Raw genomic sequence first — 13,245 nt, forward strand, 5'->3', positions numbered from 1 at the left:
AGGAGGATCACTATGACTGAATCCACAGACTTTGAGATAGGCATCAATACCTTTCTAGAGACCTCGCCTGATCCTGTAACGGGCAAGAGGATCAGCCATCCCGAGCGGATTCGGAACGGGATCGAAGAGATCGTTATTGCCGATCAAGTCGGTCTTGATGTGTTTGGAATCGGAGAGCATCAACGGTTTGATTATGCCTCTGAATCGCCAGCCGTGGTGCTTGCTGCGGCGGCAGCTTTAACCAAGCGAATTCGGCTCACAAGTGCCGTTACCGTTCTTTCCTCGGACGATCCGGTTCGCATATACCAATCTTTTTCTACTCTTGACAGCATCAGTAATGGCCGGGCAGAAATTATGGTAGGTCGAGGATCCTTTATTGATTCGTTCCCGTTGTTTGGCTATAGCTTGAATGACTACAGCGAATTGTTTGAAGAACATCTTGAGTTGCTTCTAAAGATTAGAGCTTCGGAAAAAGTCACATGGCGAGGCGGTCATCGCCCAGCGATTGATAATCTCGGCGTCTATCCGCGATCCGTCCAAGACCCGCTTCCGGTGTGGGTTGGATCTGGAGGGCGCCCGGAATCGGCGATTCGGGCTGGAACGCTTGGATTACCCATCGTTTTTGCCATCATTGGCGGGATGCCGGAAAGATTTGCTCCGTTAGTTGAATTGTATAAAGAAGCTGCCGCCAGAGCTGGTCACGATATAAGTAAGCTTAGAATTGCGACACACTCGCACGGCTACGTTGGAGAAACAACAGAACAGGCTGTCCAGTTACACCAACCTTACACGGTAGTTCAAATGAACGAACTTGGCAAAGTGTTGGGATGGCCGCCATACAGCCGTGCATCCTACGATGCTGCACGCAAGATCGATGGTGCCCTCTATGTCGGTGATCCTGAATATGTCGCGGAGAAGATTCTTCTCGTCCGCAAAAATCTAGGAACAAACCGTTTCTTCTTACATCTCAATATCGGTACGTTGCCACATCGCGAAGTCTTACGCGCCATCGAGTTGTTTGGCACCCGCGTTGCACCGATCGTTCGAAAAGAGGTTGCACGTGAGAGCAAGCAAACAACCATTTAAAATATCCTTCCCCACGGGGGAGTCATGTATAAGGGAGTTTAGATGCGTATGACACTAAAGTCAGCGATTGACGAAAATGATGCTACATCCAAGGAGCCTGGAGTCGCCTTGATGTTAAATCATCATGTTGAATTTTCTCTTCCTCCTGTTAGAGCCGGATTTTCAGATGATGGTCGTCTTGCTGTGCGAATAGGGTCTGATTTTCTGGTAGGCGATATGTTTCTTGCGGATATTCTGGAAACGATTATTGCAAATGAAAGTTTCGTATATATGTATTTGAACGAGGATGTGTTATCTCTATGTGATTTGTTGCTGAAGTCAGAACTGATATTATTATCTGAACGACTTAAAGAACATTTTGCTAAAACGATCAACCATCCAGTTGACCCTTTCCAGCCCGAAGGGATTGTCAGATTATTGGGTCTTGACGCCGCTTCATTAAGTAATGAAGCTAATAAAGATCTTTTGCTTGAGAATTTAAATGATTTATTGGTGAGACGATTCGGTATAATTTCCGACACAGGCAAGTATAGAGAGTCCTTTGGCTTTAACAGAGCTTTAGAGATTGTTAATGAAGGAACTGCACACTCGACACTGAAAATTACATTGAATAAGAATGAGGGCGCACTTATGTTCCTTGACTCTCATTTTAAAGCAGAAGTCGTTTCTACGTACGGAATTTCAGCGATAGGTGCATCCGAGACGGTTACAGCCATTGCCAAAACGATAACGGCATTTGAACGTATCATTCCTCAGCTTGGAATGTACTATGCTTTATCTCAAGCTCAGATCGCTTTGCTTCGTTTAGGATGGGGATCAGAGGACTTGAAAGTAAGCGATAGCGTATTAAAAAACTGGATTAGCGATGTTACCGCAAAGCTGGTACCTACAAGGAGAATGCCTAGCGAAACCACGATTTTATATTTCATGAAGGCGACTTTAGCGGATGGTTCCGAGGTTAATGGGATGTGGCCCAATACATTATCAGCCGATTTATTTTACAACCTCGAAAGCGGTCGTGTAGAAAAATATGTTTCCGAGCATGAACATTACTTGGAACTGAAGGATGGAAAAAGATTCACCATTGCTAACATTGCGGATGGTGGAGTATCCGTCAGAGCCGTTTCGGACAATACTGCTGATACGCATCATATCCTTCATTTCTATAACGATACCGAAAGTTTGGATAAAGGTTTACTATTAGCAGGTGCAGACCGTACAGTTTCTTTACTTGGAAAAATAAGCGATACAGACAGCCCTTTTAAAACAGTGCATTTGAGAGCCCCTCGAGGCAAGGAATTTAAATTTGTCATGTGGGGATCAAATAATTTTGATGTTTATTTAGTAGAAGAGGGTCAAGGCGGAGTTTATACCATTAATGATACTTTGAGCAGTTAAATCTAACATATTAAGAAATCTCCGTTGCGTGAGCGCGGGGAGGCGAACCCACCGCAACTTGGTGACGGCATCGTCTTGCGAATCAATTTGCTGGTCCGTTTGGTACGGATAGGTCCGTTGTTCCTTTCAGATCTGCTTACGGCCTGAGGGTACTATCGCAGGCGTCTTCGGTTTTATTGGCTCATAGGTCCGCATATTAGGCGAGACGTCTGGTCGGACAAGATGCGATAAGTTGTTCTTCGTTTCTTCTTATCGGTTCGGATGCCCTTACCCAAGGCGTCCTTTACGGGGGCTCCCTTTTTTATCTATTTGACCCGCAGGCAAATCAAGTGAGTAACAGAGGTTTAGAGTGAAAAATACGCCCGTTATTCAACAGGTAGATCAGGTAAGGGCTACTCCGAATTGCCTGCTACGTACATGACTCATATGGCAGATCGAGCTCGCCATAGTTCGTTCTATTTGCTTGGGTTGGCGATCCTTTGGAGAACCGTTGCTCCTTCGAAGAGGGTGACGGGTACAGTACCTTATGATTTTAAGTTTCTCGGAAGAGGTCTTCATAATAATATCCCTCCGATTTTTAGAGACCCGACGTTATCGGATCTTTAGAATTAGAGGGATATTTTTTTGGTAATTATACCAATTGTAGTTACCTTTTTACCGCTAATTTCCGATGGGAGACTCAACGAAGAATGCAAGCAACAATTGCATATCCTTACACAACATATTGCAAGAGTACATAATGATAATGATAGGGAAATCTACGAGATTGCTCTTGATTTGTGGAATAAAAAGAGATAGCGTTTAAAGGCTTAAGTCTCCTCACGAGAAAGCCCAATTTCTAATTAAACGAGATATGATCGACACGGATCGTTTGCTTGCTTGAACGAAATCTACCAGGGGATACCCCCGTTGACTTGCGGAACACTTTATTAAAGTAGTTCTCGTCCGAATACCCCGTAAGCCGTGCGATTTCACTCAAATTGAGCTTGGTTTGACGAAGCAGCTCCATTGCTTTTTCCATGCGGATTTTTGTTAAATACTGCATAGCGGTTACGCCGCATGTGGCGTGAAACAGCCTCGAAAATTTGTACTTGGAGATGCCAAGAGACCGGCTTAGTTCTTCGATGCTGTTGATGACTGCGTAATTTTCATGAATCAGCTTTAACGCTTTGACAACCACTTCGGGCCAAGTATCCGGCGAAGCTTGATTATATTTCAGGGACTGGTAAACCTCCATGACAAACTGGGCGGCCAAGCCCGATGCCTTGTAGCCGTTGGTGATGGACTTTTTGCTCGCTTCCAGATAAATGCGTTCCAATGTGCGAATCACCGGCGTGTCAGGGACGAAACGAATGACGGGACCCGAATGATTGTGGACCGCGGACCAGCACTCCAAAGCTTCCGGCCCCATCAAGGTAATAAAGATAAACTCCCAAAGCTCACTGTCTTCTGGAAGATAGTATCGGTGGTCGGTTCCGGTTACGACTAGAAAGGCGGAATGTTGTTCGAGCGGGTAGGTTTGGGTTCCGATGCGAATTTCCCCTCTCCCGGCAAGCGTGTATTGGAAAATGCATTGATGGTTGGTAGCCCTCTGCAATCCATCCCAATAGTAATTCTGATTCCTCTTTTCCCAGCCTACGTAAACGATTTCAGCAAATGGCGTCGTTGGACCATCCTTGAATTGAAAACCGAAAACACTCATAGCGCATCCCCTTGCAATTTTTTACCCTTTTATGATAATTCATTACCATTGAGGTCCAGTTAAATCTATTATAATATTCAACTTGTGCAAGGCAATACATAATGTAAATATTCAAATTTTGCTGCAATTTTTTCCACTTTATTAAGGTTTTGTAAAACTGGAATGAAGGGATTGAAGCCAATGAAAGCGAAGTTGAACATGGGATTTGCATTAGTTGTCGTTTTTTTGACGAGTCTGTTGGCGGGCTGCAGTTCGGGCAGTACGGATTCAGGGTCATCTCCGGCCGCAGGTACGGGGAAAAACGAAGTACATCACGAGCCTGTGACGTTAATGCTGCACCCCGGCCAAATGATCACACCGGAAGACTTGGAGCTTATGATTAATGAACCGCTCCATCGTAAATATCCCTATATTACCGTGCAGGTGATAGACAGGACCAAAAATAATTTGGAGAATCATGTAGCTTCAGGAAGTCAATTGGATCTCATTACTACCTGGAACGGCAGCATGTCTGCGGCTATGGATCTGGGTGTGTTCGAGGACCTGACGCCTCTGGCGAAAGCAGATGGGTTTGACTTAGGCCGGTTTGACCAGCAAGCGCTCGAGACCATTAAAACCATTTCTAACGACGGGAAGCTGTATGGCCTGCCTTACAACAGACAGTTTAATGCTCTTTATTACAATAAAGACATTTTTGATAAATTCGGAGTCGAGTATCCGAAGGATGGCATGACCTGGGAAGAGGTAATCCAGCTGTCCAAGAAGCTAACAAGGACGGTAGACGGCGTTGCATATCGCGGGCTGGATCCGGAGAGCATCCAAAGATTGAGCTTCCCTTTGTCCTTAAATATAGTGGATGCTGCGACAAATAAAACAACTATCAGCGATAACTACGACACGTTTAAAAAACTGTTTGAACTGGGCAAGGATGTATACGCTTTACCAGAGAACAAGCCGCCTAAATGGGGGACCAGCACAAACGATTCTTTTATCAAGGATAAAACAGTCGCCATGACGGCCACCGTCAATATGTTCCCTTACATCGCGCAAGCTCCTGAATTCAATTGGGATGTTGTCCAGTATCCGAGCTATAAGGATAAGCCTAATGTCGCCGGGATGTACGACTTACACATCATGTCCATCAGCAAAACGAGCCAGCACAAGGAAGAAGCGATGAAAGTGCTTGAGGTTCTGTTTTCGGATGAAGTGCAAATGATCGCTACGAAAAAGACCGGACGCATTTCGCTGCTGAACGATCCGAAATTCCAGCAGGCTTACGGTGCGGATATGCCTATTTTGAAAGGGAAGCATCTGGAAGGGATCTTCAAGAGCAAGCCTGCGCCTGCGCCGCGGCTATCAACCTACTATTCCAAGGCTGTCAGCATTCTCGAAAGTCACTTCAGACAATATGTTGACGGGGCAAAGGATACGAATACGGCGCTTCGTGAAGCCGAAGATGAGATTAATAAATACGTTCAATCGCAAACCGGAAAGTAATATGGCACAGCTAATCCATACTTCATATCCTCGGGAAAATCTCCCGGGGATTTTTTCTTTGCACAATAATGGGGAGTTCAATCTGGAAAATGCAACATAATTCTTGATCTCTTAGGAAATAGTAAGTCATGACTAAGCTCCGGCACCGCATTTTCATTGAACATTTTACTCTTTTAAACCGCTAAATTAAAAATTTGTCAACATTGATGATGACGAAAGGTGATTTTGATTTTATTGATCATGAAAGCGTACATCATATACCATTAGCTCATAACGAAGTAGGAGGTTATGACAGTGAGCGCATTGACAAATGACCAGCAACAGTCTTCAGTTGACGTTCGCGTACAGGTTCAACGCTTTGGGCGTTTTTTAAGCGGTATGGTTATGCCTAATATCGGTGCTTTCATCGCTTGGGGATTAATTACCGCATTATTTATTCCGACAGGCTGGTTTCCAAATGAATATTTGGCTAAGTTAGTCGGACCTATGATTACTTATCTGCTTCCACTGCTCATCGGTTACACGGGCGGGAACATGGTTCACGGTACGCGCGGCGGTGTCATCGGTGCGGTGACGACGATGGGCGTTATCATCGGTACGGACATTCCAATGTTCATGGGAGCCATGCTCGTCGGGCCGTTCGCGGCTTGGGTATTGAAAAAGTTTGATAAATCCATCGAGGGTAAGGTTAAGTCCGGCTTCGAAATGCTGGTGAATAACTTCTCCTCAGGGATTATCGGCGGGATTTTGGCTGTGCTTGCCTATGCGGTTGTAGGTCCCGCGGTTCAGGTCGTAAGCAAAACTTTGGCCGCAGGTGTGCAGATGCTTATCAATGCCGGCCTATTGCCTCTTGCGAATGTGCTGATTGAGCCGGGCAAAATCTTGTTCCTTAACAACGCCATCAATCACGGCGTACTTAGTCCTATTGCGGTTGATCAGGCCGCTACGACGGGCAAATCGATCTTGTTCATGCTGGAATCGAATCCAGGACCAGGACTTGGTATTCTGCTCGCATACTGGCTTGTCGGACGCGGCTCGGCTAAGCTTTCCGCTCCGGGCGCAGTGATCATACATTTCTTTGGCGGTATTCATGAGATTTATTTCCCATACATTCTAATGAACCCGCGCTTGATTTTGGCGGTTATCGCCGGCGGCGTAACAGGTACATTCACCTTCTCCTTATTTCATGCAGGTCTTGTGGCTCCTCCGTCACCCGGAAGTATTTTTGCCTACATTGCCATGGCGCCAAAGGGCGGCTTGCTGTCCATCTTTACCGGGGTTATTACGGCAACCATCGTCTCTTTTGTAGTGGCTGCTCTGCTCTTGAAAACAAGCAAGCAATCGGCGGATGAAGAGGATCTGGAACAGGCTAAAGCAAAAGTACAGCAAATGAAGCAAGCTCCAAACGCATCTGTACCCGCTGCTGCAGCTGTGGCGGACCATGCAGTTCAAGTGAAACCAGCTTCGGAAGTTCATAAAATCGTGTTCTCCTGCGATGCGGGGATGGGTTCGAGCGCTATGGGGGCTTCTATGCTAAGAAAGAAGCTGAACCAAGCCGGTGTGAATGTCACGGTAATCAACACAGCGATTAGCGAGATTCCAAGCGACGCTGATATCATCGTGACGCACAAGTCGCTGACAGACCGGGCACGCAAACAGGCTCCGCAAGCGGAACACATTTCGATCGATAATTTCTTGAAGAGCCCGGAGTACGACGAGCTCGTAGAACGATTAAAATAATGCCCAAATTAAGACGTCGGCTTCAGTGCCGGCGTTTATCTCCATTCTACTGATAAGGAGCATAGGCATGAGCCAGCATCACCGGCATCGTCAAATCGTGGATTTACTCCTCAGCCGTCATGAGGAGATCACCGTCGGAGAAATCGCCTCGGAAATCGGTGTAAGCACGAGAACCATTCACAGGGAGCTCTATGAGCTGGAGACAAGTCTGGCTGCATTCGGACTGACGCTGCTCAAAAAAACCGGCAAAGGCATTCAGCTCCAGGGAAAGCCTGAGCAGCTTGATGCGTTAAGACGAAGACTACAGGGCGAAGCCATGCTCGAAAACTCGGCACAGGAGCGCAAACTCTTTATTTTGTGCAAGCTTCTTACGGAAGAGGAGCCTGTAAAGCTGTTTACCTTATCGCACGAGCTGCACGTCTCTACACCGACCGTTACGAACGACTTGAATGAGCTTGAGGATGTGATCCGGAAGGCGAACCTGCTTCTTGTGCGTAGAAGGGGATATGGAGTGGAGTTAACCGGAACGGAGGCCAATAAGCGAAAGCTGATCAATCAGCTGGCAAGGCAATATCTGGATGAATCCGATATGTTCGGGAAGCATCCTCCCCCGCCCCAGTCTGCAGAAGGGAAGCTGCTTGAACTTATCGGCAAGCCTTACTTTGCCAAGGTGGAGGCTGCACTGTGGCATGCTGAGGAATCCGGCCTAAGTGAGCTTGGAGAAGAGGAATATACGCATCTGCTGCTCGGGATATCGGTCGCTATCGCCCGAATCAAACAGGGAAAGCAGGTAGCACTCCAAGCCGAGCATGCCTCCATTCGCCGCAGTGAGCTGCTTATCCGCATCATTCAGGAGCTAACGGAAGCGATACCTGTAGAATTTATAACAGCGGAGATAGCCCATCTATCCACGCTGCTTGAGCCTGAAGAGACGGTACATCCCAATCAGCTGCTTCCGGCTGAAGAGCTGAGCTATATGGAAATCGTATGGCGGCTGATCCGCAATATGGAGGACCGCATGGGCATCCGATTCAGCGAGGACCGGTCGCTTCGGGACGGGTTGCTCCATCATCTGGAATCTGCGATTACCCGTCTCCGTTCGAAGGGGAGTATACGCAATCCTTTGCTTGGGCAAATCAAGAGAGATTACGAAGAGCTGTTCGCGGCCGTTCGTCAGGCGATGGATGAGACCATGCCGGAGCTCTTCGCTCCGGATGAGGAAATCGGATTTCTGGTTATGCATTTTGGAGCTTCCATCGAAAAGCAGAAGCAATTTCGCCGCAACGTCAGAGCGATCCTGGTCTGCACGAGCGGGATCGGAACGTCCAACATGCTGGCGGTTCGCCTTTCCAATGTGCTTCCTCAAGTCGTTATCGCCGGTCAGGCCTCGTGGTTTGAAGCGGCCCGCATACCGGAAAGCGAGTACGATCTGATCATTTCCACCGTGGATCTGCCGCTGCAAGACGATCAATATATCAAGGTAAGCCCGCTGCTAACGAAGGAAGAAGCAGAAAGGCTGCGTTTGTTTATTCATAATGTAACGCTTCAACAGGAGAGAGAAAAAGAGACTCCGCGCGAAAGGATAGAAGAAGATCAGGTAGCTTCGCATAAGCTTCAACGGCTTGAACGATATACGGATGAAATCAGGAAGATTATCGACCAATTCAAGGTTTATTATCTGGAGCAGAAGTTCAAGGTCTTATCCGAAATGCTTGCGGCCATGTGTGAATATGTCAAGCAGTCCGGCACGATTGAGGAAGTGGAGCCGATTGTCGAACTGCTGCTGCAAAGGGAACGGCAGAGCAGCCAGATCATCCCTGACCTGGGCATTGCGTTGTTCCATATAAGGAGCGATAAGGTCAAGGCGCCTTCTTTTACATTGTTTCGGCTGCAGGAAGATTTGAAGCTTCTAGAGCCTTCCCCCGCGGGTGTCAGGCAGCTGCTTCTGATGCTGGGTCCGAAAGAGCTTTCCAAGGAAAGCTTGGAGGTGCTTAGTGAAATAAGCTCCTACCTGATCAATCCGGAAATGATCGAGCTGCTCAAAACGGGTGAAACAGCGGAGATCAAACAATTTCTATCGAGAGAGCTGGCTGTTTTTGTGGGAAATAAAAAATAAACGGATAATGGAGAGATCTACTATGAGCATACTGTCTGCAAACAAAGTGAAACTAAACGCACAACCTAAAGACAAATTCGAAGCGATTCGCATGGCTGGCCAGCTGCTGGTCGATGCTGGTCATACCTCGGCAGGTTATATCGAAAAAATGCTTGAGCGCGAGGCCACGCTGTCCACTTATATGGGCAATGGGCTGGCCATTCCGCACGGTACGCAGGATTCCAAATCGTTGATTCATTCCACAGGCTTGTCGATTGTACAAATTCCGCAGGGTGTCGATTTCGGAGACGGAGAAAAGGCAACGCTCGTTATCGGTATTGCTGCCGCCGGCGGTGAGCATTTGGACATTTTGACCAATGTAGCGATGGTTTGTTCTGAAGAGGAAAATATGGAGAGTATTCAAAAAGCGTCCACAGCTGAGGAAATTATCGGTATATTCGAAAGCGGGATGGAATCATGAGAGCTCTGCATTTTGGCGCCGGGAACATTGGCAGGGGCTTCATCGGGCTAGTATTGTCCCAAGCGGGTTATGAGGTTTGCTTCTCCGATGTGAACGACAGCTTGGTGGAATTGCTGAAGGAAAGAAAAGCATATACCGTTCGTTTGGCGAACGCTGCACAAGATTCGTTCCATGTATCGAACGTGACGGCGATAAATGGTAAGAATCTGGAGGATGTCGCGGAAGCCGTCGCACAGGCCGATCTTGTGACAACGGCGGTTGGGGTTAACATTCTTAAACATATTGCTGAAGGAATAGCAATAGGGCTTGCTAAACGTGCAGAACGCGGTGCCGCCCCGCTCCACATTATCGCCTGCGAAAATGCGATCGGAGGAAGCACTCAGCTTAAAGAGCATGTATACAGCCATTTAAGCCCGGAGCTTCAAGAGATCGTAGGGAAATTCGCTGCTTTTCCGGATTCGGCGGTTGACCGCATCGTTCCTATTCAGCACAATGAGGACCCTCTCGAAGTGAGGGTGGAGCCATTTTATGAATGGGTCGTGGATGAATCGAAAATGCTTCCGGGCTTTCATCGAATCGAAGGCGTACATTACGTTTCCGAGCTAGAGCCTTATATTGAGCGTAAGCTGTTTACAGTTAACACAGGGCACGGCTTCGCGGCTTACCTCGGATATCTGCAAGGCTACGGTACCATTCAAGAAGCGATGGCAGATTCCGAAATTGCGAAAAATGTAAGGAATATCATGGAAGAAACAGGAGCGCTGCTTATCCGTAAATACGGGTTTGATCACGGGGGGCATGAGCAGTATATTGAGAAAATATTAGGCCGTTTCTCCAACCCTTATTTGACGGATCACATCGAACGTATCGGCAGATCGCCGATTCGCAAAATATCCCGTAACGACCGTTTTGTTCGTCCGGCCTTGCAGGCTTTCGAGCTTGGTCTGTCCACACGGTACCTAACAATGGGCATTGCCGCCGCGCTTCTGTTTGACATTGCGTCCGACCCGGAAGCTGCGGAAATTCAGAAGTCCTTATCCGAGCATGGCTTGGATCAAACCATTACGAGCTATACTTCGATCGATAAGGAGCACCCGCTGCATAAAGCCATTATTATTCATTATGAACAGTTAAAAGCGGGTGTTAAGGAGGTATGAGCATGACTGAAATGGTAACCAATCGTCTGTCCGGTATCGCTGCCTCACCGGGTATTGCTATCGGCAAAGCATTCCGCCTGCGTCAGGAGCAGTATGTTCCTGGGGCTGACAAGGCAGCCGATGTACAACGCGAGCTAACGCTCTTTCGCGAGGCGGTAGAGCGCGCAAAGCAAGAGCTCGAACAGATTCGCAGTATGACGGAAGCTCGAATGGGTGCGGCGAAGGCGGAAATTTTTGAAGCGCATCTGATGCTGTTAGAGGATCCCGATTTGATCGATGCCATCATTGAGAAAATCGAAAACGAGGGTGATAACGCCCAATATGCGCTCCACGAGGTTTCCACTGTCTTCATCGAGGCACTGAGCGCAATGGATAATGAGTTGCTGCGGGAACGTGCGGCAGATGTGCGCGACGTATCAGGCCGTATAATGAGCCATTTGAGGGGAATCCCTCATGCATCGGTATCGGCCATCCATGAGCCGTGTGTTCTTGTTGCGGAGGATTTGACCCCTTCGGATACGGCGCAGTTAAATCTTGATTATGTGCTCGGGTTTGTAACCGAAATCGGCAGCCGCACCTCGCATTCGGCGATTATGGCGCGTTCCCTTGAGGTACCTGCCATCGTGGGGGCAGGCGAGGCAGCGGCACTCATCGAAACGGGAACGCCGATCATTATGGACGCTGTGGGCGGTACCGTAATCGTCAATCCGACCGATGAGGAGCTAGCGGCGTACCAAGCGAGCAAAGCGGCGTATGACGAGCGTAGACGCGAGCTGCGCAAGCTGCTGGATCAGCCGACTGTTTCGCAGGATGGCCACCATGTAGAGCTGGCGGCCAATATCGGCAGCGTGGAAGATTTGCAGAAGGTGCTTGAGAACGGAGCGGAAGGCATCGGCTTGCTGCGGACGGAATTTTTGTATATGGGCCGTAGTGCTCTTCCCAGCGAAGATGAGCAGTTCCAGGTATATAAACATGTGCTGGAACGAATGAAGAACAAGCCTGTTGTCATTCGTACGCTGGATATCGGCGGCGACAAGGAATTGCCGTATATGAAGCTTCCAGCGGAAAGCAATCCGTTCCTTGGACTGCGCGCGGTGCGTTTATGCCTCAGCCGACAGGATTTGTTCCGTACCCAGCTTAGAGCTTTGCTGCGTGCAAGCAGCTTCGGCAATTTAAAAATCATGTTTCCTATGATTGCGGTAAGAGAAGAGCTTCTGGAGGCGAAGCGGCTGCTGCAGGAGGAAAAGGAGAAGCTGATTGGCGAAGGAACAGCCGTATCCGATATCATCGAGATCGGAATCATGATAGAGATTCCTGCCGCGGCATTGGCTGCCGATCACTTAGCCAAAGAGGTCGACTTTTTCAGCATCGGCACCAATGATCTGATTCAATATACGATGGCCGCCGACCGCATGAACGAGAACGTGGCGTATTTGTATCAGCCGTGCCACCCTTCTGTGTTGCGATTAATCCGTATGGTGATTCAAGCCGCGGAGAAAGAAGGCAAATGGGTCGGTATGTGCGGAGAAATGGCCGGGGATGAAACGGCGGTTCCGATTCTACTTGGAATGGGACTCCATGAGTTCAGCATGAGCGCAGGGTCCATTTTGTCGACGCGGGCTCTCATCAAGCGGTTAAACCGCAGAGAGTGGGCTGATTATACGGAGCAAATAATGGCGATGAGCAGTCATGAGAGTATTCTTCAATTCGTACATCAAAAGACCAAGGAGTAACCAGATATGATAACTCAAACTTATAAAGTACTGAATCCATCCGGTTTCCATGCACGCCCTACTAAAGAATTTGTTCAGGCAGCCAGCACGTTCCCCTGCAAGATCAACGTGATTAAAGGGGACAAGAAAGTGAACGGGAAAAGTTCTCTTAGTATGCTGACCCTGGGCATTCAGCAAAATGATGAAGTAACGCTGGAAATAGACGGCGAGCAAGAAGAGCAAGCATTAACCCAATTGGGCGGACTGCTTACGAAGATATTCGAGGAGTAGCATGCTTGCAGGTTTTGGAAAAGTAGATCCTTGTCCACACGACAAACTGTACCCTATAGAGTAGACACATAAAGTAGTCTGCCTAT

At 48.0% G+C, this 13,245-nt stretch carries 10 protein-coding genes; 9 read left to right on the plus strand and 1 reads right to left on the minus strand.

Features of this window, described 5'->3' with window-relative positions:
* Positions 1-12: 12 nt before the first annotated feature.
* Together ABEA66_RS25070 and ABEA66_RS25075 are read left to right on the plus strand one after the other, a co-directional pair.
* A complete protein-coding gene (locus ABEA66_RS25070; protein WP_345591830.1) occupies positions 13-1,086 on the plus strand; it encodes an Atu2307/SP_0267 family LLM class monooxygenase in 1,074 nt (357 codons plus the stop codon).
* 48 nt (positions 1,087-1,134) lie between these two features.
* Entirely contained in the window at positions 1,135-2,484 is a 1,350-nt protein-coding gene (locus tag ABEA66_RS25075) for a hypothetical protein (RefSeq protein ID WP_345591831.1), read from the plus strand.
* Between the two features lie 838 nt (positions 2,485-3,322).
* Here the strand turns inward: ABEA66_RS25075 and ABEA66_RS25080 are convergent.
* Positions 3,323-4,186, minus strand: a complete 864-nt coding sequence (locus ABEA66_RS25080) for a helix-turn-helix domain-containing protein (RefSeq protein WP_345591832.1) — start codon at positions 4,184-4,186, stop codon at positions 3,323-3,325.
* Positions 4,187-4,366: 180 nt separating this feature from the next.
* Between ABEA66_RS25080 and ABEA66_RS25085 the strand changes: the two genes are divergently transcribed.
* The 7 genes from ABEA66_RS25085 (at position 4,367) to ABEA66_RS25115 (ending at position 13,159) form a co-directional block, all read left to right on the plus strand.
* Positions 4,367-5,683: an ABC transporter substrate-binding protein gene (locus ABEA66_RS25085; protein ID WP_345591833.1), complete on the plus strand. Its 1,317-nt coding sequence runs from the start codon at positions 4,367-4,369 to the stop codon at positions 5,681-5,683.
* Between the two features lie 288 nt (positions 5,684-5,971).
* Positions 5,972-7,423, plus strand: coding sequence for a PTS mannitol transporter subunit IIBC (locus ABEA66_RS25090; protein WP_079914673.1), 1,452 nt, complete (start codon positions 5,972-5,974; stop codon positions 7,421-7,423).
* Positions 7,424-7,490: 67 nt separating this feature from the next.
* Complete coding sequence (locus tag ABEA66_RS25095) at positions 7,491-9,539, plus strand: BglG family transcription antiterminator (protein WP_345591836.1); 2,049 nt, start codon at positions 7,491-7,493, stop codon at positions 9,537-9,539.
* A 22-nt stretch (positions 9,540-9,561) separates the two neighbouring features.
* The gene (locus tag ABEA66_RS25100) at positions 9,562-9,999 is read left to right on the plus strand and encodes a PTS mannitol transporter subunit IIA (RefSeq protein WP_345591837.1); all 438 of its coding nucleotides are present in this window, start codon (positions 9,562-9,564) and stop codon (positions 9,997-9,999) included.
* Complete coding sequence (locus ABEA66_RS25105; RefSeq protein WP_345591838.1) at positions 9,996-11,156, plus strand: mannitol-1-phosphate 5-dehydrogenase; 1,161 nt, start codon at positions 9,996-9,998, stop codon at positions 11,154-11,156. Before ABEA66_RS25100 ends, ABEA66_RS25105 begins: the two co-directional genes overlap by 4 nt.
* 2 nt (positions 11,157-11,158) lie before the next feature.
* Entirely contained in the window at positions 11,159-12,889 is a 1,731-nt protein-coding gene (gene ptsP / locus ABEA66_RS25110; protein WP_345591840.1) for a phosphoenolpyruvate--protein phosphotransferase, read from the plus strand.
* 6 nt (positions 12,890-12,895) lie between these two features.
* The gene (locus tag ABEA66_RS25115; protein WP_345591842.1) at positions 12,896-13,159 is read left to right on the plus strand and encodes an HPr family phosphocarrier protein; all 264 of its coding nucleotides are present in this window, start codon (positions 12,896-12,898) and stop codon (positions 13,157-13,159) included.
* Positions 13,160-13,245: the final 86 nt, after the last annotated feature.

Origin of the sequence: Paenibacillus vulneris (assembly GCF_039543185.1) — a bacterium.
GTDB lineage: Bacteria > Bacillota > Bacilli > Paenibacillales > NBRC-103111 > Paenibacillus_S > Paenibacillus_S vulneris.